This window comes from Streptomyces longispororuber, assembly GCF_024448165.1.
Classification (GTDB): Bacteria; Actinomycetota; Actinomycetes; order Streptomycetales; family Streptomycetaceae; genus Streptomyces; species Streptomyces longispororuber_A.
Map to the genome: position 1 here is coordinate 1 of NZ_JAMOLN010000173.1, position 23,783 is coordinate 23,783.

General features: G+C 71.2%; 20 protein-coding genes. All 20 read left to right on the forward strand.

The window, feature by feature from the left end; translation table 11 throughout:
- A partial coding sequence (locus M4J07_RS35695) for a polysaccharide deacetylase family protein (protein ID WP_255979037.1) occupies positions 1 to 628 on the forward strand: 628 nt, incomplete at its 5' end.
- A 194-nt stretch (positions 629 to 822) separates the two neighbouring features.
- Entirely contained in the window at positions 823 to 1,656 is an 834-nt protein-coding gene (locus tag M4J07_RS35700; RefSeq protein ID WP_255979039.1) for a PIG-L family deacetylase, read from the forward strand.
- A gap of 147 nt (positions 1,657 to 1,803) precedes the next feature.
- Positions 1,804 to 2,025, forward strand: a complete 222-nt coding sequence (locus M4J07_RS35705; protein ID WP_255979041.1) for a CarD family transcriptional regulator — start codon at positions 1,804 to 1,806, stop codon at positions 2,023 to 2,025.
- Positions 2,026 to 2,149: 124 nt separating this feature from the next.
- Positions 2,150 to 2,275 (forward strand): hypothetical protein, encoded by a 126-nt coding sequence (locus M4J07_RS35710; protein WP_255979043.1) that lies wholly within the window; start codon positions 2,150 to 2,152, stop codon positions 2,273 to 2,275.
- Between the two features lie 483 nt (positions 2,276 to 2,758).
- Positions 2,759 to 4,624, forward strand: coding sequence for a phage tail sheath family protein (locus M4J07_RS35715; RefSeq protein WP_255979045.1), 1,866 nt, complete (start codon positions 2,759 to 2,761; stop codon positions 4,622 to 4,624).
- Between the two features lie 27 nt (positions 4,625 to 4,651).
- Positions 4,652 to 5,176, forward strand: coding sequence for a phage tail protein (locus tag M4J07_RS35720; protein ID WP_255979047.1), 525 nt, complete (start codon positions 4,652 to 4,654; stop codon positions 5,174 to 5,176).
- A gap of 136 nt (positions 5,177 to 5,312) precedes the next feature.
- Positions 5,313 to 6,077, forward strand: coding sequence for a T4 family baseplate hub assembly chaperone (locus tag M4J07_RS35725; protein ID WP_255979049.1), 765 nt, complete (start codon positions 5,313 to 5,315; stop codon positions 6,075 to 6,077).
- The gene (locus tag M4J07_RS35730; protein ID WP_255979051.1) at positions 6,070 to 6,858 is read left to right on the forward strand and encodes a hypothetical protein; all 789 of its coding nucleotides are present in this window, start codon (positions 6,070 to 6,072) and stop codon (positions 6,856 to 6,858) included. The genes M4J07_RS35725 and M4J07_RS35730 overlap by 8 nt, the downstream gene beginning before the upstream one ends.
- Before the next feature lie 129 nt (positions 6,859 to 6,987).
- Complete coding sequence (locus M4J07_RS48015; RefSeq protein WP_305128608.1) at positions 6,988 to 7,965, forward strand: DUF4255 domain-containing protein; 978 nt, start codon at positions 6,988 to 6,990, stop codon at positions 7,963 to 7,965.
- A gap of 90 nt (positions 7,966 to 8,055) precedes the next feature.
- A complete protein-coding gene (locus M4J07_RS35740; protein WP_255979073.1) occupies positions 8,056 to 10,128 on the forward strand; it encodes an ATP-binding protein in 2,073 nt (690 codons plus the stop codon).
- The gene (locus tag M4J07_RS35745; protein WP_255979053.1) at positions 10,119 to 10,403 is read left to right on the forward strand and encodes a hypothetical protein; all 285 of its coding nucleotides are present in this window, start codon (positions 10,119 to 10,121) and stop codon (positions 10,401 to 10,403) included. The genes M4J07_RS35740 and M4J07_RS35745 overlap by 10 nt, the downstream gene beginning before the upstream one ends.
- A complete protein-coding gene (locus tag M4J07_RS35750; protein ID WP_255979055.1) occupies positions 10,400 to 16,771 on the forward strand; it encodes an eCIS core domain-containing protein in 6,372 nt (2,123 codons plus the stop codon). Before M4J07_RS35745 ends, M4J07_RS35750 begins: the two co-directional genes overlap by 4 nt.
- 11 nt (positions 16,772 to 16,782) lie before the next feature.
- Positions 16,783 to 17,472 carry a hypothetical protein gene (locus M4J07_RS35755; protein ID WP_255979057.1) on the forward strand — a complete coding sequence of 230 codons (690 nt, stop codon included), beginning with the start codon at positions 16,783 to 16,785 and terminating at the stop codon, positions 17,470 to 17,472.
- Entirely contained in the window at positions 17,469 to 18,140 is a 672-nt protein-coding gene (locus M4J07_RS35760) for a hypothetical protein (protein ID WP_255979059.1), read from the forward strand. The genes M4J07_RS35755 and M4J07_RS35760 overlap by 4 nt, the downstream gene beginning before the upstream one ends.
- Before the next feature lie 60 nt (positions 18,141 to 18,200).
- Positions 18,201 to 18,569: a hypothetical protein gene (locus tag M4J07_RS35765; protein ID WP_255979061.1), complete on the forward strand. Its 369-nt coding sequence runs from the start codon at positions 18,201 to 18,203 to the stop codon at positions 18,567 to 18,569.
- Positions 18,562 to 19,701: a hypothetical protein gene (locus M4J07_RS35770; protein WP_255979063.1), complete on the forward strand. Its 1,140-nt coding sequence runs from the start codon at positions 18,562 to 18,564 to the stop codon at positions 19,699 to 19,701. The genes M4J07_RS35765 and M4J07_RS35770 overlap by 8 nt, the downstream gene beginning before the upstream one ends.
- Positions 19,702 to 19,749: 48 nt before the next feature.
- A complete protein-coding gene (locus M4J07_RS35775; protein WP_255979065.1) occupies positions 19,750 to 20,283 on the forward strand; it encodes a phage baseplate assembly protein V in 534 nt (177 codons plus the stop codon).
- A gap of 23 nt (positions 20,284 to 20,306) precedes the next feature.
- Entirely contained in the window at positions 20,307 to 20,663 is a 357-nt protein-coding gene (locus tag M4J07_RS35780; protein ID WP_255979067.1) for a hypothetical protein, read from the forward strand.
- The gene (locus M4J07_RS35785) at positions 20,660 to 21,046 is read left to right on the forward strand and encodes a GPW/gp25 family protein (RefSeq protein WP_255979069.1); all 387 of its coding nucleotides are present in this window, start codon (positions 20,660 to 20,662) and stop codon (positions 21,044 to 21,046) included. Before M4J07_RS35780 ends, M4J07_RS35785 begins: the two co-directional genes overlap by 4 nt.
- Positions 21,043 to 23,783, forward strand: a 2,741-nt coding sequence (locus M4J07_RS35790) for a putative baseplate assembly protein (RefSeq protein WP_255979071.1), incomplete at its 3' end; no start/stop codon positions are given. The genes M4J07_RS35785 and M4J07_RS35790, both read left to right, overlap by 4 nt.

Consider the following 23,783-nt stretch of genomic DNA (forward strand, 5'->3'; position numbering starts at 1 on the left):
CGGTGCGTGCACCCTCGCCGTCGACACCACCGCCTCGGCGCGGGCCGCCGCCTGCGGCGGCTACGTCGGGCTCACCTTCGACGACGGCCCGGCCGGCAGCACGCCGGCCCTGCTCACCGCGCTCCGGCAGAACGGGCTGCGCGCCACGATGTTCAACCAGGGCCAGTACGCCGCCGCCGATCCGGCCCAGGTCCGTGCGCAGGTCGCCGCCGGCATGTGGGTCGGCAACCACAGCTACACCCACCCCCACCTGACCCAGCTCGGCCAGGCCCAGATCGACTCCGAGATCTCCCGCACCCAGCAGGCGATCGCCGCCGGGGGAGGCGGCACGCCCCGGTTGTTCCGGCCGCCCTACGGCGAGACGAACGCGACGGTGCGCTCCGTCGCCGCCAAGTACGGCCTGACGCAGATCATCTGGGACGTCGACTCGCAGGACTGGAACGGCGCGAGCACCGACGCGATCGTGCAGGCCGCCGCCCGGCTCACCGACGGCCAGGTCATCCTCATGCACGACTGGCCCGCCAACACCCGCGCCGCGATCTCGCGCATCGCCCAGGGCCTCGCGGCCCGCGGCCTGTGCGCCGGCATGATCTCCCCGCAGACCGGCCGCGCGGTGGCCCCGGCCTGACCGCCACGGTCCGGCCCCTGTGGGCCGGCCGCGGGAGCGTTCCCGTACGGGACGGGAACAGCCGGTCCGCTCGGCGACGTTGCACCTGCCGAGGGACCGGCGCCGCGCGGGCGGGGGCAGGGACACCGGCAGGTCGACCGCCCCGCTGTGATCCGGACCCGTACCGAGGCCGTTTCACGCAGGAGGACGCATTCATGAACGACGGGCCCTTGACGCTCATGGCGGTGCACGCCCACCCCGACGACGAGGCGACCGGAACCGGGGGAATCCTCGCGCGGTACGCGGCGGAGGGCGTCCGCACGGTGCTCGTGACCTGTACCGACGGCAGTTGCGGTGATGGACCGGGTGGTGTCAAACCGGGTGATCCCGGACACGATCCGGCGGCCGTGGCCCGGATGCGACGCCAGGAACTGGAGTCGAGCTGCGAGATCCTCAAGATCAGTGATCTGGAGATGCTCGACTACGGCGACTCCGGAATGATGGGCTGGCCGGGCAACGACGCCCCCGGGGCGTTCTGGCAGACCCCCGTGGAGGAGGGTGCCGCCCGGCTCGCGGAGCTCCTGCGGCACTACCGGCCCGACGTGCTCGTGACGTACGACGAGAACGGCTTCTACGGGCACCCCGACCACATCCAGGCCAACCGCATCACGATGGCCGCGCTCGCCATGACCGAGCTGACCCCCAAGGTGTACTGGACGACGATGCCGCGCTCGGCGATGCAGCGGTTCGGTGAGGTCCTGCGCGAGTTCGGCGAGGACATGCCGGAGCCGGACCCCGCCGAGACCGCCGCGCCGGCCGAGATCGGCCTGCCCGACGAGGAGATCACCACCTGGGTGGACACCGCCGCGTACGGCGGCCAGAAGTTCGACGCCCTGGCCGCGCACGCCAGTCAGGGCGAGAACATCTTCTTCCTCAAGATGGGCCAGGAGAGGTTCACCGAGCTGATGGGCGTCGAGACCTTCGTCCGGGTGCGGGACACCACCGACGCTCCCGTGCCCGAGAACGATCTCTTCGCCGGATTGCGCTGAATATCCCTTTCGTGCCACGAATTTACTGAGTCGCGGATTCCTCGCCACGTATCGAAATAGCAGGTCAGAGACGTGGCGAGGGCGTCAGGCGTGGGATGTGGGGGGAGGGGCGGCACGAAGGAGGCGCGCGTGGGCGCATACTGAGCCATGACAAAGCCTGCGGCACCGAAGCGTCATTTGCCCACCAGCCCGTTCAAAGCACCGGTCGCACCGACCCCCAAGCACTTCGCTGTGGGCGACCAGGTCACTCATGACGTACACGGCCTCGGCCAGGTGATCGGCATCGAGGACGGGATCGCCGCCCTCGTCGATTTCGGCTCGGCGCAGCTGCGGATCCTGAGCCCTTACGACAAGATGACCAAGCTGTAGCACTGATGCGCCGTGTCACGGCACACCGGGCCCCGTCGAGGGGCCCGTACCGAAAGGCAGTCCTCTCATCGACCTGACGTCGCTGTTCTCCGCCTCGGACGAGCAAGCCCACCGTCCCACCGCAGTGTCGCCGCCGCCGGCGACGGAACCCTTCCAGGCCCCCGACTTCGCCGACGACGAGGCGTACTGGGCCGAGGACGTGCCGGAGCCCGCCCCCGCCAGGCGAGCGGGACGGTCCAGGGCCGCCTGACTCCAGCGCCGGCCCCGTACGGTTCGCGTACCCCCCGGGCAGGTGTGCGCCGGTCTCGACCGGCTGCCGCCTGCCCGGAGGTGTCAGGAGGGGTGTCGGGCTGGGTGCGCCCCGGCGGTTCGGGTCAAGGGTGTGACCCTACGTGGCTGAAAACCGTCCACCCCTTGAGACGGTGCGGGGGCTGGGGCCGTCACCAAGTGGTCGTGGGCTCTTCACGGAACCTCCTCGTGGCGTGACCGGAACATGCCTTGCCCCTCAACTCGCCTGGAATTAATACTCGTTGGGCACTCACGCATCAGGAGTCACAAGCGCATCGCTTGGCTCGGGCGGCCAACCGCCCGGGCAATGACGGGGGAAACTTGATGAGGTGCGCGTGACTCGCCGTGACCAAGGCGTGGTCCTTTTCGCGTGCCCTGAACCACCTCTTCTCCCTGCCGTCTCCTGGTGTCAGCACCCGGTGCCTGAGCAGGGATAGGAGGGGGAATGCCGACGAATGCAGTGAGCGCCGCAAAGCCGACATATCCCGGCGTCTACGTCGAAGAGCTTCCCAGCAGCGTCCGCACCATCTCGACCGTCACGACCTCGGTGACCGCCTTCGTCGGGCACACCCGGCGGGGGCCGCTGAACCAGCCGGTACGGATCACCAGCTTCGCCGAGTTCGAGCGCCGCTTCGGAGGGCTCAGCGCGCAGAGTGCCGTCGGCTACGCGGTGCACCAGTTCTTCGGCAACGGCGGCACCGTCGCCGTGATCGTCCGCGTCACCAAGGCGGGCAGCGGCAAGGCCGCCTGCGTCACCCTGGAGTCCACCGAGGGCCACAGCGAATGCCCGGTCCTGGAGGTGCACGCCAAGGAGCCGGGTCACTGGGGCGACGGACTGCGGATCGCCGTCGACCACGACACGGCCTGCCCGGACGACGAGTTCAACCTCCGTGTGTACGACGCCCGCGGTGGTGCCCGGGAGGCCTTCACCGGCCTGTCCATGGACGCCGCGCACGGCCGCTACGCGCCGACCGTCGTCAACTCCGGCTCCGCGCTGATCCGCGTCGACGTCGTCGGCGAGGGCCGCCCCGACCCCTCGGGCACCGTCTCCAAGCCGTTCGGACAGGAACTGCCCGACCTGGCCGTCGACCTGACCGTCAAGATCGGTGAGGTCGAGCGCGAGTTCACGCTCTACGACCCCGAGTGCGACGGCGAAGCCCCCTGCACCGTCACCGAGTTGGCGCTGCTCCTCGAACGCAAGCTGCGGGCCCTGCCCGACGCCCCCGGCAAGCACGCCTTCGCGGGCGTCGAGGTCACCGCGTTCGGCCGCCGCGTCCAGGTCGTGGCGGGCTCCACCGACCCCGACGACGTGGTCCGCTTCGTCGGCGAGTGCGCCAACGACCTGGGCCTCGAAGGTTCGGTCAACCCGCCGGTGTTCCCGCTCGCGGGCGGCGAGGACGGCGAGGCGCCCGGGCCGCGCGACCTCATCGGCTCCGAGGCCGACAAGAGCGGCATCCAGGCGCTGCGCGGCGAGGACGACGTCAATCTGCTCGTCCTGCCCGAGCTGGCGGCGTACGAGAACACCGACGAGGCGATCACGGTCGTCTCCGCGGCCCAGCGGCTCTGCGCGGAGCGGCGCATCTTCCTCCTGGTCGACGCGCCGAACTCCTGGGGCAGCGTGGACGCGGCACGCGCCGGCCTCGCCGCCTTCGACCAGGTGCGCGGCAACCACGCGGGCCTGTACTTCCCGCAGCTGCAGCTCACCGACCCGCTCACCGGACGGCTGCGCTCCTTCCCGCCGTCGGGCGCGGTCGCGGGCGTCTTCGCCCGGACGGACGCCGAACGCGGTGTATGGAAGGCTCCCGCGGGCACCGAGGCCCGGCTCGCCGGGGTGCACTCCCTCGCGGTGAAGCTCACCGACCGGGAGAGCGGTCTGCTCAACCCGCTGGGCGTGAACTGCCTGCGGACCTTCCCGCTGATCGGCCCGACCGTCTGGGGCGCCCGCACGCTGGAGGGCTCCGACGCCCTGGACAGCGAGTGGAAGTACGTGCCCGTCCGCCGGCTCGCCCTGCACGTCGAGGAGAGCCTGCAACGCGGCCTGCAGTGGGTCGTGTTCGAGCCCAACGACGAGAACCTGTGGCAGCAGATCCGCCTCGGCGCCTCCTCGTACCTGCACAACCTCTTCCGCCAGGGCGCCTTCAAGGGCGGCACGCCGCGCGAGGCGTACTTCGTCAAGTGCGACCACGACACGACGACGGACGAGGACATCGCAGGCGGCGTCGTCAACGTCCTGGTCGGCATCGCACCGGTCAAGCCCGCCGAGTTCGTGATCGTCAAGATCCAGCAGACGTCCGGGCAGTTCGAGCTCTAGAGATCTTTTGAGGCGTTAAGGAATCCGATGGCTGAGTTCAACGTCAACGCCCATCGCTTCGACCCCTACAAGAACTTCAAGTTCCTTGTCCTGTGGGACGGTCGTACGGTCGCGGGCATCAGCAAGATCAGTCCGCTCAAGCGGACCACCGAGGTCGTCAAGCACCGGCACGGCGGCGACCCGAGCTCCCCGCGCAAGTCGCCGGGCCGCTCGGAGTTCGAGGGCATCACCCTGGAGCGCGGGGTCACCCACGACCCCGAGTTCGACCGCTGGGCCAACAAGGTCTGGCAGGTCGGCGCCGGTCTGGGCTCCGAGGTGTCGCTGGCCGACTTCCGCAAGGACATCGTGATCCAGGTCCTCAACGAGGCCGGACAGGTCGCCGTCTCGCACAAGCTCTACCGGACCTGGCCGAGCGAGTACCAGGTCCTCGGCGAGCTGGACGCCAACGCCAACGCGGTGGCGATACAGAGCCTGAAGCTGGAGTGCGAGGGCTGGGAGCGCGACTACGAGGTGCCCGAGCCGGAGGAGCCCTCCTTCCTCAACCCGGCCTGAACCACACCGGGTTGACCACTCAGCACGATCCGCCGCGGCAACGGCCGCGGCGCACGACGACGGACGGATTCCACCGCGCGGGCGGCGGCACGGCGCGGCACGGTTCGGAACGGTTCGGAACGGAACGGGGGCGGGGATGACGGTCCATCAGGCCGGTGACCTCCTGGCGACATGGGAGGCGGGGCTCGGCTGCGACGGCCCCGGCCGCGCCCTGCTCCTGCACCGCACCGCACGTCCCGAACTCGGCGGCGCCGACGGTGGGACCGAGACCCTGCAGGCACTGCCCGTCGGCGCCCGCGAGGCCGATCTGCTCACGCTGCGCCGGACCCTGTTCGGTGAGCGCATGCAGGTCAGGCTGGACTGCTCGGCCTGCGGCGCGGACATGGAATTCGACCTGGACGCAGGGGAGTTCGCGCGGTCCCTGCGGCCGCCGGAGCAGCCGGTGGCGCAGCTGACCGAGGACGGCTGGGACGTCGCGTTCCGGGTGCCGACCGTCGCCGACCTGTCGGCGGCGGCCCGGCACCCGGACGCGGCACTCTCCGCCGACGGCGCCCGCCGGGCGCTGCTCGCCCGGTGCGTCGTCTCGGCGGTGCGCGACGGGGAAACCGTCCCCGCCGACGCCCTGCCCGCCGCCGTCCAGCGCAGGATCGCGGAAGCCGCCGAGGCCGTCGACCCGGCCGCCGACGTGACGCTCAACATCAACTGTCCCGAGTGCGAGGCGGCCACCCGCGCCGAACTCGACATCGCCTCCTACCTGTGGACGGAGCTGGACGCCTGGGCGCGCGACGTCCTGCTCGACGTCCATCTGCTCGCGACCGCCTACGGCTGGAGCGAGCCCGAGATCCTGGCGCTCAGCCCGCTGCGCCGTCGCTACTACCTGGAGCTGTGTGCGGATGCCTGAGCCCAAGAGCGCGCAGGGCGCCGAGTTCCCGGACGCGGGCGCGCCGGACACGCGTGCCCCCGACCACTTCGACCGACTGCTGGCCCGGCACACCGGGGGAGCGGTGCCGCGGGCCGGCGTGGCCCGGGTACGACCGAGGCTCGCGGGTCCTTTCGAGCGTGTCGAGACGGTGCGCGGCAGCGGACTCCCCGAGCCCGACGGTGCTGCTCCGATCCAGCCGTCGGTTACTCAACTCCCTTACGGAAGCGATGAGTTGACGCGACCGTCGATGACGCGCGAGGTGCGGCACCACTCGGAGCGCGACCACACCGTCGTCCACACCGAAAGGACCGCGGACCCGGCCCGGGTGGTGCCCGGTGCGCCGGCCCCGGCCGAGGCTCCTCTGCTGCGGCCCGCCGCCACGCCGGTGCCGCGCGCGCTTCCCGGCACCTCTCGCCGTACCGAGGTCCGGGAGCGCGGCGCAGGGGCGCCGCCCCGGAACGGGTCGTCCCGCGCTGTGCCCGGCCCGGGTGCGGAGGCCGCAACCGCCGCCGTACCCGCCCCCCTTCGGCCCAGCGCCGTGGACACGGCGGCGGCACGGGACGCGGTGCGGCAGTCGCCGGGCCGACGCGGGGCGCGCGGCGGCGGCGAGCAGGTGGTGCACGTGCAGATCGGGCGCCTGGAGGTCACGGCGGCCGGCGCGGCGGGGAGCGACACGGGGCGGGCAGGGCGTTCGGCGCCGGTCAGGCAGGGCGCGACCGTGAGCCTCCAGGACTACCTCGCGCGGGGGCGTGACGCATGAACGTACGACTCGACGCACGACCCGAAGTACGACGTGAAGCACGACGTGAAGCGCGACGTGAAGCGCGACGTGAAGCGCGACATGAAGCACGACCTGAAGCACCGAACGAGGGACTGAGGAACTGACGCCATGAGCAACGCACTTGCACTCGCCCATGTCACCCAGGCCCTCGCCCTGCTGATCGAGGACAACCTGCAACCCGAGATCGACATCGCCGTCAACGTCGAACCGCGCAAGCCGCCGGCCGATCCGCCGACGGAGCCCACCGTCACGGTGTTCCTCTACCAGGTCACGCCCAACACCTCGCAGCGCAACAACGACCTGCCGACCAGGGCGTCCGACGGCCGGCTCGTCAAGCGTCCGGCCGCGGCCCTCGATCTGCACTACGTCATCAGCGCGTACGGCGACGAGACCACGCTCGTCGGGCAGCGGCTCATCGGCTCCGTGGTGCGCACCCTGCACGAGATACCCGTCCTGCCCGCCGACATGATCGAACTGGCCGGTGAGAAGCCGTACTTGGCGGGCAGCGATCTGGGGGAAGCCGTCCAGAAGGTGCGGTTCACGCCCACCGTGATGGACATCGACGAGACGTCGAAGCTGTGGGGGATGCTGCACCAGACGCCGTACTCGCTGTCCGTGGTGTACCAGGCGACGCTCGTCTTCATCGAGGGCCGCGAACGGCCCGCCCCGGCCACGCCCGTCGAGCGGCACACGGTGCGGGTGCTGCCGTTCGGAGCGCCGGGCGCGCCCCGGCCTTCGGTGTCGGGGCCGGTGGGTGGGGGTGGCGGCGCGACGGGTGCCGGTGCCGGTGTCGATTCCGGTGCGGGTGTCGTCTCTGCCGGTACCGACGCTGCCGCGCAGGGCCGTCCGTCCGCGAAGACCCCGGCGAAGGCTCCCGCCAAGGAGCCCGGCAAGGAGCCCGGCAAGGAGCCCGGCAAGGACCCTGGCAAGACGGTGGCCAAGACCTCCGCGAAGGCTCCCGCCAAGACGGCCGCGGCCAAGCCCGCTGCCCGGACGCGCAAGGCCACGGCGCGCGGCGCCGCCAAGAACGCGCAGGCGGGCCCGCCGCAAGTCGGGGACGCGGGCGCCGCGGACACGGAGAGCTGAGGCGGCGTGCGGGCGGACGACGGGGCAGGTGAGGGCGTGACGGCGAACGGACCGGCTGCGGCCGGTGAGCGGGGTGGCTCCCCGGGGCTGATGGCGGAGATCCGCCGGGTACTGGCCCTCGTGGACGCGCACGCGGCACGGGCGAGTGGCTCCGACGCGGTGTCTTCGGTGCCTTCGGGGTCTTCGGTGTCTTCGACGGGTGGCGCCGGTCCGGTGGCCTCGGTGTCCTCGACGGGTGACGCCTCGGCGTCCTCGGCGGCAGCCGCCCCCGCCCCACCCGTGGACGAGCCGACCGGCCCCGGCCGCGTAGCGAACGTGCCGGACGTGCCGGAGGTATCGGAGAGCGAGAGCGCGCCCGTGACCGCCGCCCCCCTCACGGCCCTGACCTCCTGCTTCGGCCTCACGCCCTTCGAGCGTGACCTCGTCCTGCTCACCGCCGCCCACGAGTTGGACCCCACCGCGGCCGCCCGCTGCGCCGCCGCGAGCGGTGACCCCGAGCGTGCCCACCCCACGTTCTCGCTGGCCCTCGCCGCCCTCGGGGAACCCCACTGGAGCGCCCTCACCCCCGTCGCGCCGCTGCGCCGCTGGCGTCTGGTGGAGCTGGACGACGAGTCGCGGCTCACCACGTCCCGGCTCCGGCTCGACGAGCGCATCCTGCACTTCCTGCTCGGCTCGCCCTACCTGGACGCGCGGCTGCACGGGCAGCTGCGCCGCACGCCCGTCGTCGACGGACTCCCGCCCTCGTACGACCTGGCGGCGGACCGGGTCACCGCCGGCTGGACGGCGGGCCGACGGCCGAACGCCCCGCTCCTCGTCGAGCTGGTCGGCGGCGATCTGCGCAGCCGCGCCGACATCGCCGCCGCGGCGGCCGCCCGCGCCGGTCTCGGGATCTACGCGATGGACGCCGAGGACATCCCGACCGACCCCGTCGCCCGCGACGCCCTCGCCCGGCTCTGGCAGCGCGAGGCGATCCTGCTCCCGGCCGCCCTGCTCGTCGAGGTCGGCGAACTCGACCGGGACCAGCGGGCGGCGACCGAGGCGTTCCTGGCCGGGGCCGCCGTGCCCGTCGTCGTCTCCAGTGCGGATCCGCGCGCGTCGGAGCGGGCACGCGGTGAGCGGGTGACCGTGCCGCACCTCGACGACGAGGAGCAACTGGTGCTCTGGACACGGGAGTTCGACGGAGTCGTCGACATCGACGAAAGTGAACTGCGCTCCCTGGTGGCACAGTTCCAGCTGCCCCCGCACGTCGTGCGCACGGCGGCCGCCACGGTGCGGCGCGACCTGCCGGGCGAGGACGAGCTCGACGGGGCCCGGCTCGCCTGGCGGGCCGGTCTCGGCGAGGCCCGCGTCGGCATGGACGAGCTGGGGCGGCGCATCGAGCCCGGGGCGGGCTGGGACGACCTGGTGCTGCACGAGCGGCAGACCAGCGTGCTGCGCGAGATCGTCGCCCACGTCCGGCAGCGGGCCAAGGTCCACCAGGAGTGGGGGTTCGCGGGCACCCTGCGCCGCGGCCTCGGCGTCACCGCCCTCTTCGCGGGCGGCTCGGGCACGGGCAAGACCCTGGCCGCCGAGGTCATGGCCAAGGAACTGGGCCTGGACCTCTTCGTCATCGACCTCTCCCAGGTCGTCAGCAAGTACATCGGCGAGACCGAGAAGAACCTCCGCAAGGTCTTCGACGCCGCCGAACGCGGCGGCGCGCTGCTCCTGTTCGACGAGGCCGACGCCCTGTTCGGCAAGCGCAGCGAGGTCAAGGACAGCCACGACCGGTACGCCAACCTGGAAGTCAGCTACCTGCTGATGCGCATGGAGGCCTACCGGGGCCTCGCCATCCTCACCACCAACATGAAGAAAGCCCTCGACACGGCCTTCATGCGGCGCATCCGCTTCGTCGTCGACTTCCCGTTCCCCGCCGAGCAGGAGCGCGCCGAGATCTGGCGCCGCGTCCTGCCGCCGCAGACCCCGGTCAAGGGCATCGAACCCGATCTGCTCGCCCAGCTCACCGTCGCGGGCGGCTCGATCCGCAACATCGCGCTGTCCGGCGCCTTCCTCGCCGCAGAGGAGGGCGACCGGCTGCAGATGCGGCACATGCTCGCCGCGGCCCGCACCGAATACCTCAAGCTGGAACGCTCCTTGACGCCGACGGAGGTGCGCGGATGGGTGTGAAGCGCGACCCGCGCGAGATACGCATCGACGTCGGCGAGCTCGTCCTCGACGGCTTCCGCGTCGACCCCGACCGGGTCTCCGCGTCCTTCGAGCACGAGCTGTCCCGCCTCGTCCGCGAACACGGGGTGCCCCTCGCCGCGGACGGCGCCCTCGCGGTGGACGGCCTGGCCGGCCTGCCGCCGCTGCCCGCCGGCCTGTCCGCGCGCCGCCTCGGCCAGGAACTGGCCCGCGCGGTGCACGCAGGGCTCTCCGGACGCGGGGAGGTGACCCGGTGAGCAGCGCCCAGGCCCAGGACGCGCGCGCGGAGCAGTCCGCCGAGCAGCGCCGCAAGAAGCGCAAGGAACGCGCCGCCAGGAACCGCGCGCCGGAGCCGAAGGACATCGTCAGCGGCGCCGGTCAGCCCCTCGACGCCGGCGTCCGAAGGGAACTGGAGGAACAGCTCGGCCACGACTTCGGCCGCGTACGCCTGCACACCGACCGCGACGCGGGCGTCCTCACCGACCTGCTCGGCGCAGACGCCGTCGCGGTCGGCCAGGACATCTTCTTCGGCGAGGGCGCCTACCGCCCCGGCACCACCGACGGCCAACGCCTCCTCGCCCACGAGCTGTTGCACACCGTGCAGAACCCGGAAGGACTCGGGGCGCTGCGGGCGGGGCGCGACTGGGGCGCGGTGAGCACGCCGCAGCAGGCCGTCGAACGCGAGGCGGAGTCGACCGCGCAGGAGCTCGTACGCGCCGAGGAGGCGGCCGATCCGGCGCGGACACCGGAGGTCGTGGAGGGGCAGGCCACTCCCGGCTGGATGCGCTACGCGACGGTCGACGCGGACCGTATGCGAGCCGAACAGCTGGACCCCGAGACGGTGGTCGACCGCCTGGTCAACGGTGTGCTGCGCTCGCTCCGCGGCGACCCCGCGGATGCGTCCGGGCGGGCACGGCTCCAATTGGCCAGGATGCCGGCCGAGTTGCAGGACGCGGTGCTGGACGGCCTGGAGATCCGGCTGCCCACGCCGGAGCACGACAAGCTGCTCGAACTGGTCGACGGGGTGGACCAGGATCCCCTGCCGGCCGAGGCGGCAGGGGCGCCGTACGGCGTCGACGACGCGCTGGAGGGCATCGAGCAGGAACGGCGCGGTGACCAGGATGCCTGGCGTGCCAGGCTGGAGCAGGCGGATGAGCTGGAGAGCGAGCGCATCCGTGCGGCGCAGCGCCGCAAGGCGGAGCACCCGGGGGCCGAGGACGCCGTGTCCAGAGGTGCCGAGGACGGTGCGTCCCAGGGCACCGAGGAGTCCGCGAACGGCACCGGCGGCCCCGCTGCCGGCCAACAGGCGGGCGCGGCGCCGCGCGACGAGCAGAAGGATCAGGCACCGCAGGAGGCCGGTGAGGCGAAGCCGCTCCAGAAGGAGGGCGGGTCCGAGGCCGGTGCCCAGGGACCTGGCGCCGGTGGCGAGAAGAACGCCGCCCAGCAGGGGGAACCGGCGCCGGGACAGAACGCCGCCGCACAGTCACGCCGTGTCGAGGACAAGAAGGCGGAGCCGGCGGCACGCCAGGCCGGAGCCACGAAGCCCGCACCGGTGGACAAGAGCGCGGCGGAACGCAGCGACACCCGAGCGGGAACCGGGCGGGAGACGGACGGCGCGGACGGGCGCGGCCCCGAGGACGAGTCGACCGCGTCGGACGAAGGCGGGGAGAGCGAAGCACTCGCGGAGCTGGAGGAACTGCTCGCCGACGCCGAGGCCGAGGAGGACGACGCCGGCACGGGGGCCACGGCCGAGCAGGAACCGCCCACCCCCGAAGGCGCTGACGCCACCACCGAAGGCGCCCTGAACCAGCCCGTCGGCAAGGACCGGCGGAGCGGCGCGGCGGACTCGGCGCCCACACCCGGCATGACGGCCGACGACGTCGAGGCGTTGTCGTCGTCCCTGGACGGGATGGACGAAGAGGCAGAGGCAGAAGAAGCGGAAGAGACCGAGGAAGAGCCCGGGGACTCCGCGACCGAGGCGGAGCCGGACGGCGATCCGGCCGAGAAGGACACGGACGACGCGGCGCAGGCCAAGGGCGAAGCGGTGGACCGCGGCCTCGCCTCAGAGACGGGACAGGAGCAAGGAGCGGCAGCCGAGGGCGCCGGGCCGGGCAGGGCGCCGGCCGGAAGGCTGGCCAAGGCGCGGGACGACGCGCAGGGGCAGGACACGAATGCCGCGGGCGGAGTCCCTGCCGGTGGAGGCGGCTCCGGTGGCGGAGCGGCAGCGGGTGGCAAGGCGGCACCGGCGAAGGCGGTCTCCACCGCGCCGGCCGCGAGTACCGGACCCACGCCGGCCGCGTCCCCGGCGGCCGGTGGCGACACGGGCGTGACTCCGGTGGCCGAGGAGACCCGCTCGGCGGTGCCTCGTGCGGATGACCCTCCGAGGCACCAGCCTGCGCGGCAGGACGACGACACGCCCGTGTCGGTGAAGGCCGCCCCGCGCTCCCGCGGCGGTGGCGGTGCGCGTGGTGCCGGTGGCGGAGCGCGCGGCGGAGCGGGTCGTGGGGCAGCCAGGCCGAAGAAGGGTGCCACGGCTCCGAACGTCAGCAACGCCACCCCTGAAGCCGGACTGTCCGCCGCGGCGAACCTCAAGCCGCACCTGGCTCTGACCACGCTGAAGGGGGTCGACGGCGCGGTCGGCCGCTCCGTCGCCAAGGACCGCGGAGAACTCAAGGACGCGCCGCCCACGATGGATCGGCCCGTCGGCTCGCCGAAGAGCCTGCGCGGTGGCCCGAAGCCCTCCGCGCCGGGCTCGTACACCTCGCAGCGCGTCGGCAAGACCGACGCCGCGCAGGGCGACACACCGGAGATCAAGGGCGAGAAGACGCCGAGCGGTGAACTGCCCGCCGCGAACATGGACGAGCCGAGCTGGTGGGACATCGGCAAGGCCCTGTTCATGGGGCTCGGCAAGAAGCTGCTCTCCAAGCTGCTGCCCCTCGACAAGCTCACGGGCTCGATCGACGACGTGCCGACGACGGACAAGGGACTCCAGGGCACGAAGGTCGGCGACGCGCCCAAGCTGCCGCTGAAGGACGACTCCGACCCGGAGCGAACGGACAAGCAGGCCAGGCTTCTTGACGACAAGAGTGCTGAACTGCACGAGTCCGGGCGGGATGACGCGGCCCGTCCGATGGGTGAGGACGAGATCTTCCCGGACGTTCCCCAGGAGACGCTGACCGCGAAGGTCGGCGGGGGCGGGAAGCGGGGCGGCGACGGTGGTGGCCCGGCCGGTGCGCCGGGTGCGGGCCTGCCGGTGGAGGCCGTGTCCGCGGTGGCCGAGCACGAGCAGGGTCCCCAGATCAAGCAGGCCTTCGGGCAGGCGCGGCAGAAGATGGCCACCGCGCGCCGGGAGAAGGAGACCAAGGCGGGCCGCGACCGGCGTCAGTACCAGCGGGACGTCAAGCGCGAGATCGACACGAGCACGCAGGAGCAGGCGTCCGCCCGCAGCAAGGGACGGTCCGACATCGCGCGCTCCCGGGCGGGGTGGCGCAAGGAACAGGACGACAAGCTCGGCGAGGTGGACGGCAGGAAGGGCAAGCAGTTCACCAAGGCCCGCAAGGACATCAAGGAAAAGCAGGACAAGACCGATCAGGACGTCGACCAGCGGACCAAGGACGACCAGAAGAAGATCGACGACCAGCGCACCGGTTCCGAGAAGGAGGTCGTCCGGAAGCGGGACGACGGCAAGAAGGACTCCAGGAACTGGTTCGAGAAGGGTCTGGACTGGATCAAGGAGCAGTTCACCAAGCTCAAGAAGGCCATCAAGGACGTCTTCGAGAAGGCCCGCAATCTCGTCAAGGGCGTGATCGAGGACTTCAAGAAGCAGGTCTTCAAGTTCATCGACGATGCGCGCAAGTGGGTCATCGGAAAGATCAATGAGTTCGCCGACGCGCTGATCCGGCTCGGCGACGAACTCCTCAAGGACTATCCCGCGATGCGGGACAAGTGGCGCAAGTCCATCAACGGTCTGCGCGACGCCGCGGTCAGAAAGGTGAACCAGTTCGCCGACAAGCTCAAGAAGATCGCGGGCAGGCTGATCGACGCCTTCGGTGACATGCTCCTCGCCGGCCTCGACCTCCTGGAGAAGGGCCTGCTGGCCGCGGTGAGCGTGGCGGAGGCCGTGACGGTCAAGGCGATGGAGCTCGGCGCCGCGCTGCTCAAGGGGCTGGGCGAGTGGGCGGCCATCGCCACGGACATCCTCAGCGACCCGGGCGGCTGGATCAGCAGTGCCAAGGACGCGGCCGTGACCGGCGCCAAGGAGCACCTCTTCACGGAGATCAAGGCCGCGGTCAAGGAGTGGTTCAACCAGAAGGTCCAGCAACTCATCGGAATCCCGATGGAGATGTTCAACCGACTGGTGAAGGGCGGCACCTCCAAGGAAGAAATGGCCAAGATGGCCTGGGACGAGGCGCTTCCACAACTCCCAATGATCATCGGTGAGTTGATCGTGACCAAGGTGGTCGCCAAGCTCATTCCGGGCGCGGGCTGGGTCATGGCCGTCATCGACGCCCTGAAGACGGCGTACGACGCGCTCTCGTCCGTCCTGCGGGCGTTCGGGCTGTTCATGTCCTTCCTCAAGGCGGTCAAGGGCGGCAACGGGGCACTGCCGTTCGCGAAGGCCGTGGCCTCCGGCGTCGTCGCTCTCCTGGAACTCATCTACCAGTGGCTCGTCAGCGGGGTCGGCAAGTACCTGGGCAAGGTGGCGAAGGCGCTGCGCGGCAAGGCGTCGAAGCTGGGCAAGAAGGGCCCCGGCGGGGGCCCGAAGAAGAACCCCGAGAAGGACCCTGAGAAGGACCCCAAGTCGGACCCGAGGTCAGACCCGAAATCCGATCCCAAGAAGGACCCCAAGAAGGACCCCGAGTCGGACCCGAAGAAGCGCCCGGACAAGGCCCCGGACAAGGCCCCGGACAAGGACCCCGACAAGGCTCCGGACAACGACCCGAAGCGGGACCCCAAGAAGGACGAGTCGTCGCCGGCGAAGGACGGGGGCAGGGACCGCGACAAGGGCGACCGCGACGACGACCGTGTTCCCGATCTGAAGCCCAGGCCCACCAAGCGCACGGACCCCAAGGACCCCGACGGCCGGGGCCCGCGGTCCGACCGCAAGGATTCACGCCGCCCGGGCGACAAGCGGCCCGACGGCAAGCGCCCGACGGACAAGAAGCCCGGCGACAAGCGGCCGGACCTGACGAAGTCCAAGGACAAGCACTCCGACGGACGCAAGCCCGCGAAGAACGGCAAGCGGCCCAACAAGGACGCGCCCGGCCAGAAGCGGAAGTCGGCGGACAAGCAGAAGCAGAAGAAGCCGAGTCTGCTGAGCAGGGCCCGCGATGCGGTGAAGAACGCGCTGGCGAAGGTGCGCAGGGCGTTGCGGCGGCTGGGGAACAAGGCACGGAACATGCTCGACAAGCTCAAGAACTTCGCGCGCCGCCTGAAGGAACTGTGGCGGCGCATCAAGGACCGCCTGTCGCGGCAACGCCGGGACAAGGACGACCGGTCGCGGAAGGGGCGAAAGCACGAACCCACCCGCGACTACGCGATGCCCACGTCGAAGTTCGTGGCCAGGAACGGCGAGAGGCACAAGCTCTCGTACCGCGGCCGGGGGCGAGGTGCCGATCTCATCATGCGAAGCGACCCGGAAGAGATCCGCGCGTACCTGGAATCCTGGCGAAAGGACATCGAGCCGCAACGCGGCACCGAAGCCGGGCGCACACAGGCAGAGTTCCTCAGACGTGCTCGCGCGGCCCTGCAGCGCACGATCGACCTCCAGAAGAAGCTGCCGCCGACGGGCACCACAAAGGCCACGCCGGCCGCAGTCACTGCCGCCAGACTGCTCGGCGTCCAGCTGGACCAGCTGGCCTCCCTCCTTGCCCGCAGAGAGAAGGATCCGAAGCCGCCGTTGTTGCCCACGGTGATTCCGAAATTCACCGATGGTCACCGCGCGTCCGGGTTTGAGGCCACCGGTATCAACAAGGACATCAAGAGAGGCGAGGTATCGACGAAGGCGAGGCGTGGCAACCCCATCGGATGGGACACCATGCCGCCGACCCCCACCACGTGGGTGCGCATGCATCTCCTCACCGAAAAACTGGAAGGAACCGCCAGGGGGACCAACCTCGTTCCGGCCCCGGGCCCAGAAGTCAACACCAAGTTCCACTATCGGGTTGAAGGTCCCGCACACGCGGCGATTGCGGGCGCCGCCCGGGACGAGGACATGATCTGGTATCGGGTCAACGTGTCGTTCCACTCCGACACCGCGACAGACCCGAATTATGGATATCCCAAGGTCATCGGCATGCAGTGGGGCGGGTACGACGTCAAGGACAAGAAGTGGGTGCGAAAGCCCACGCGTGTGTCCTATGAGCGGGACAACATCGAGATTCCCGGGCGTGGCGGAAGCAAGTTCAACATCAATGGCCGGAGCCCGGCAAGGATTTCCAAGTACTTCGGTGTCGGGCCGACGTTCGCCAAGGCCGTGGTCCTGCTGTCTCCTTACAAGAGCTTCGGTGAGCTCAAACAGAAAATGACGTCGTACAAGAGATCCCTGCCGTCGGGCCAGTTGTCGGACTTCGTTGGCGAGATGAGTAATATCGAAATCAAGAAGAATTCCATCCGGTACAACTAGAGGGATGAACTTTGTCGACCCTGAACGAATATGAGCAGCGCTACCTGGCCATGCTTGACGAGTTGAGTGGTAGCGCCGAGGTGCAGGTGTTCCACGAGGAGCGTCGGCCTGTCTCGGAGATCACCGGGGATGCGGCGACTGCCTTCGAGATGATCGCCGATGAGCTCGGGATCCACCTTGATGCGTCGCTTCGGCGGACATACATGCGGTTCGACGGACTGTCCAGCTACTGGGCGATCGAGCGTCCCGGAGTGTATTTGACAGGTGAGTTCTCCATCGACCACATCGCCACTGTGATGTTCGATGACGGGGCTGATGAGCTGATCACGGACGAGACGCCGGAGGAAGAGCGCCAGATCTATTCTGAATTGCGTGTGTGTGACCGGCATCCCCGAGGTGGAGGCGGCTCTCTAGCGGGCTTGCGTATCAATCCAGGGGTGGCGAAGCCGGAGGTCTGGTACTACCACGGAACCCATGGTGTGTCGAAATTGGACATTGGTTACGACGAATATCTCGATGCGTTGCTGGTGACCAAGGGGACTTACGGTTGGCAGTACCTCTTTGTCGAAGACCCCCCGGTTCAGGAGGTCGAGTATCAGTCGGCTCTCGACGACATGCGAGACATGCTGCAGGTATTTCCCGAGCTCTTCCCGCGGCATGACTACGCCCCGTTCGTGAGCCGCCTGGAGGCCCGCCGATGACCCGCTACGCCGACATCCCCAAGCCCATCCGCTCCGGCATCGTCCTCATGGACCCCGAACGCGGCACCCCGCAGCGCATCATCGTGCTCCAGTTCAACCCCGACACCCTCGAACGCAGCCTCGCGCCCCAGACCGCGGGCGCCGGAGGGGATTCCGGTGGCGGGGGGAGCGGGAACGGGGACCGCAACGAGGCGTTGCGGCTGAAGGGCCCCGCCCAGGAGACGTGGAAGTTCACCGCCGAGATCGACGCGACCGACCAGCTGGAGATCGCCGCGCCCGACGGGATCCACCCCCAGCTCGCCACCCTGGAAATGCTCGTGCAGCCCAGCACCGCGCAACTGCGCGAAGCGAGCCGGCTCGCCAAGAACGGGACCATCGAGATCAGCCCGATCGAGATGCCGCTCACCCTCTTCACGTGGGGGAGCAAGCGCGTCATGCCCGTACGGCTCACCGAACTCTCCATCAACGAGTCGGCGTTCGACGTGAACCTGAACCCCATCAGGGCCTCGCTGAGCATCGGCCTGAGGGTGCTCAGCGTCAGCGACCTGCCGGCCGGGCACCTGGGCGCCGACCTCTACATGGCGCACCTCGCCCAGAAGGAGCGCCTCGCGAGCGCCGCACGCCGCGGCAGCCTCGGCGCGCTCGGACTCAACGGGGTGCTGGGGTGACGGCGACGCGGATTCCGAGGCCGGCCAAGGACATCGACCGGGAGGGGGCGGGGAACCGCCATGGCTGACACCGAGCCGTACGAGAGCGCGATGGACGCGATACCGGGCGCACACCCGTACCCGCGGTCCAGCCGCTACCACGACGCCGAGATCGGGATCCACCGGCAGCCGGACGGCACCGAAGTCCGGTACACCAAGCGGCGGTTGCTGCCGCCGCTGCCCGCCGAGGACGACACCCAGCCGCACACCGTCAGCGCCGGCGAGCGCCCCGACCTGCTCGGGCAGCGCTACTTCGGTGACCCGGCACAGTGGTGGCAGATCGCCGACGCCAACCCCGTGCTCGACCCCGCCGAGCTGACCGCCGAGGCGGGCCGGGAGATCGACGTCCCGCTGGCCGGCGGCTTCCCGCAGGGGAACCGGCGTGTCTGAGCAGCCCGTGGGGCAGGGCCCCGTCCACATCACCCTGCAGATGGGGCCGCAGCTCACCCGGCCGGTCCCGCAGGAGGTCGCGGAGGCGCTGCTGTCCGCGCAGATCACCGCCACGGCGGGGGACAGGAGCGGCTTCCAGCTCGCCTTCGACCTCACGAAGAACGGCATGATCAGCCGCACCCTCCTGCCGGAAGGGTTCTTCGACCCGAAGACGCGCGTCATCGTGACCGTCAGCATCAAGGGCACGCCCGAGGTGCTCCTCGACGGACTGATCGTGCGTCAGGAGGTGGGGTCCAGCAACCAGCCGGGACACTCCACCCTCACCGTCACCGGCGAGGACCTCACCCTCCTGATGGACCTGGAGGAGCGGACGGACCGGTACCCCAACCTGCCGCCGTCCGAGCGCGTCCTCGCCATCCTGCGCCGCTACTCCGAGTACGGCATCCGGCCCGACGTGTACCGCGAGCAGATAGCCCAGCCGCCGCACCAGGACCTGCGGGTGCACTACCAGACCGGCACCGATCTGAGCTACGTCAACGAGCTCGCCCGCGCCAACGGCTACACCTTCTACCTGGAGCCGGGGCCCAACCCCGGTCAGTCGTCGGCCCGTTGGGGCCCCGAGGTCCGGCTCGGCATCCGCCAGCACGCCCTCAACGTCAACATGGACGCCAACTCCACCGTCGACCAGCTGACGTTCGCCTACGACGGCACCGCCCGGCAGGAGCCGCAGGCCCGCGTGCAGGACCCGGCCACCCGGCGGTCCGCCCTGCTGCCGCAGCCGCCGATCACCCCGCTGCGGCCGCCCCTCGGCAAGCGGCCCACCCCCGCCCTCAAACGGAAGACGCTGTCCGGCACCGCCAAGCAGTCGCGCGAGCAGGCCGAGGCCCAACTCCTCGCACAGGCCGCCACATCGGCCGACGTCATCAGCGGCTCGGGCTCCCTCGACGTCAACCGGCACGGATACCTGCTGCAGCCCCGCCAACTGGTGGGCGTGCGCGGCACGGGACGGGCCTACGACGGCGACTACTACGTCAAGTCCGTCACGCACAACCTGCGGCCCGGCTCCTTCCAGCAGAACTTCACGCTCTCCCGCGAGGGCCTGGAGGCGCGCAGCGACACCGTCCGGCCCTGACCCACCACCCGCAGCCGGCACCACCGCACACATCAGGAGCAGTTCAGCATGGCGGCACCCAGCAATCGCTACCTCGGCAAGTTCCGCGGCCGGGTCGTGGACAACAACGACCCGCTGCACCTCGGCCGGGTCACCGTCGAGGTCCCGGACGTCCTCGGCAACGAGGCGTCCACCTGGGCGCTGCCCTGCCTGCCGTTCACCGGACCCGAGGCCGGACAGTTCGTCGTGCCGTCCCAGGGCACCGGCGTCTGGGTGGAGTTCGAGCAGGGCGACCCGAGCTTCCCGGTCTGGACCGGCTGCTGGTACGGCGACGCCGGCGAACTGCCGCCGGACGCCCGGGCGTTGGTGGCGCAGCCGTCCGAGCACAAACCGGTCGTCGTGCAGACGCCCGCCGCGCACAAGATCGTGATGTCGGACGCGCCCGGCGCCGAGCGGGGGATCAGGCTGCAGGCCGAGGGCGGCTCGTACATCCACATCACCAAGGAAAAGATCACCATCGCGACCGGAGAGGGCGCGGAGATCGTCCTCGAGGGCCGGCGCGTGACCATCGGCAAGGGCCTGACCGTGGCCACCAAGCAGTGAACAAGACGGGGGAACGAATCAAAGTGTCCGGGACATCCGGGACGTCCGGGAGCCTGCTCGGCGAGAACGCCGTGATCAGCTGCCCGCACGGCGGCCGCGCGACGGCCACCACATCGACATCGCACGCGACGGTGCTGCTCGACGGCGTACCGGTGGTCACCGGAGCGCACACCTTCGTGGTCGCGGGCTGCCCGCACACCGTCGACGGTGTGCCCTCGCCCTGCGCGGCGATCCGCTTCACCGCGACCGACACCGGCATCACCGTCGACGGCGAGCCCGTGCTGCTCGACAGTTCCGCCGCCCTGTGCTTCTCGGCGGCGGGCCTCGTCCAGGGGCCGCCCTTCGTCCAGGCCGCACAGCGAGAGGTGACCGTCCCATGAGCCGACGCACCCGGGTCCGCAGCGACATCGCCTTCCCGTTCCGGGTCGACCGGCGGGGGCGCACCGCGCACGCGGACCACGCCGAGCACGTCCGCGACCTGATCGAGCAACTGCTGTTCACCAGCCCCGGCGAGCGCGTCATGCGCCCCGACTTCGGCTGCGGCCTGCTCGACCTGGTCTTCTCCCCGAACAGCCCCGAACTGACCAGCACCCTCGAACTGTCCGTCCAGGCCTCCCTGCAGCGCTGGCTCGGCGACCTGATCGACGTCGAGGCCCTGGACATGGAGAGCGACGAGAACGTCGTCCGCGTCCACCTCACCTATGCCGTACGGGCCACCGGGACCCGCCGTGACGACGTCTTCGAAGGGAGGGCCCAGGCGTGAGCAGCACGACGAACGGCGCCCGGCGGGCCAAGGTCAGGGCCGCACAGCTCAACGGGGTCGACGCCGTCGAGGTGAGCGACGACGGCCGCACCCTCACCGTCGGCTTCCTCGGCAAGGCCCCGCACGGCCTGTGCCCCGAGAACATCCGCATCGACGGCGGCCGCCGCGTCACCGGCCTCACCGCGGTCGACGTCAGCGTCGAGCGCGAGGAGGACCCGGAGCTCGACGACCGGCTGTACGTCACCCTCGACCGGGCGGGAGACACCTCCCGCTACCGGCTCTCCGTGGTGGAGACCGACGCGTACGGGCGGCCCGGCGACGTGCCCTTCCGCGGCTTCGACCAGCGCTACCACAGCGCCGCGTTCGCCTTCCGGCCCGACTGCCCCACCCCCTTCGACTGCAAGGACACCGAGCCCCAGGACGGGTTCGACCTCCCCGCGCCACCGGTCGCGGGCACCCTGCCCGCCGTCGCCGGCGCGCCCGTCATCGACTACACGGCCCGCGACTACGACACCATCCGCACGCTCCTGCTGGACCGGCTCGCGCTCACCACCCCCGACTGGGTCGAGCGCAACCCCGCGGACCTCGGCACCACCCTCGTCGAACTGCTCGCCCACACCGGCGATCTGATCAGCCATCAGCAGGACGCCGTCGCCACCGAGGCGTACCTGGACACCGCGCGCCGCAGGATCTCCGTACGCCGCCACGTCCGCCTCATCGACTACGCGATGCACGACGGGGCGAGCGCCCGCGCCTGGGTCGCCGTGGAGACCGCCGGCGAGCACACCCTGCTGCCCGGGACCTTCCGCTTCGCGTCCGTCGACAGTCGCGTCCTCGACCCGCACGACACCCCCCGGCCCGGCACCGTCATCGACGACCGGGACCTCGCCGACCTGAGCGAGCGCGGCGCCGTCGAGGTCTTCGAACCGGTCGCCGCCGCCGAGCCGTTGCGGCTGCTGGAGGCGCACAACACCATCCGCCTGTGGACCTGGGGCGGCGAGACGTGCGTCCTGCCCGCAGGGGCGACCGCCGCCACGCTGCGCGACGCGTGGCGCGACCCCGAGCTGTGCCGGGACCGGCGGCTCGACCTGCACCCCGGCGACGTACTGATCCTCGAAGAGGTCAAGGGCCCGCGCACCGGCACCCCCGGCGACGCCGACCCCACCCACCGCCAGGCCGTCCGCCTCACCTCGGTCACCCCCGGCGTCGACCGCATCGAGGACCAGCCCGTCCTGGAGGTCACCTGGGCCGCCGAGGACGCCCTGCGCTTCCCGCTCGCACTGACCACGCTCGGCGGCCGCCACTGCGCACCCGTCGAGGATGTGGGCGTGGCGCGCGGCAACGTGGTCCTCGTCGACCACGGGCGGTCCCTCACCTGGTGCGACGACGGCCTGCCCGAGACGGTCGACGTGCCGCACGTCCCCGCCGTCACCGGCGGCTGCGACACGCCCGCCTTCGGCTGCGCCGACCACGACGAGGGCAACGCACCGGCCCGGCTCGTCACCGCTCTCACGGACCGGGCGACCCGCGGCACACCGCTGGGCGCGGACGACGTCCGCGAACTGTTCGACGTCGTCGGCGAGGCGGCGGTCACCCGCGCCGGGATCGGCCTCGAACGCGCCGGACAGCAGGGCCGCGAGCGCGTCGTCCCCGCGACCGCCCACGCCCAGGCCGACGCCCTCACCACGCTGCTCGCGCAGTCCGTGTACCCGGGCCTCGTGCCCCGCTTCCACCCCGCCCCGGGCCGCACGCCCGTCGCCCAGACCGTCGCCTTCCCCGACCCGGCCCACGTCAGCGGAGGCCAGGCCGACCGGCTCGCCGCGATCCCCGGCCGCGTCGAACAGCGGCTGACCGAGCTGTGGCGCAGCGCCCGCGACCGGGACGGCCTGGACGACGCCGAGATCGCCGAACTCACCGTCGTGTACGGACCGAGGACCGTCGAGCGGTGCGAGCTGCGCCGGCACCCCGTCCGCGCCCTGCGCGAACTCCTGCACCGCAGCGACCGGTTGATCGCCGACAAGCTGCGCCGTATCGAGGTCCTCACCGCCCGGGCCCGGGCCGGCACCGTCCTGCCCGGACACATCGCCTGGGAGATCGCCCACAGCTGGGGCCCCGCCTACGCGGCCGGACTCCACCCGGACGAGCCCGTCCTGCGCGGCCCCGCCACCGCCGCCCTCGGCCACGACCCGCGCCACGCCCTGCCCGCCGTCCGCGTCCACGAGGGCGACCACGTCTGGGAACCCCGCCGCGACCTGCTCGACAGCGGCCCCCGCGACCGCCACTTCGTCGGCGAACTCGACGACGACGGACGCGTCGCGCTGCGCTTCGGCGACGGCCTGCACGGCGCCCGCCCGGCCCCGGGCGCCCGCCTGGAACTGCGCTACCGCCTCGGCGGCGGCACCGCGGGCAACGTGGGCGCGGAGGCCGTCAACCACCTGGTCGTCCGCCGGGACGACGACGCTCCGGTGCCGGTGGCCGGGGTGCGCAACCCGCTGCCCGCACTCGGCGGCAGCGAGCCCGAACCCCTGGAGCAGGTACGGCAGTTGGCGCCGCTCGACCTGCGCCGCAGCCGGCTGCGGGCCGTCACCGCCGAGGACTACGCGGCGCTCGCCTCGGCCCTGCCCGGGGTACAGCGGGCCGCCGCCGAGATCCGCTGGACCGGCAGCGTCCAGGAGGTCCACGTCGCGATCGACGCGTACGGGACCGGCACGCCCGCGCCGGCGCTCCTCGACGCGGT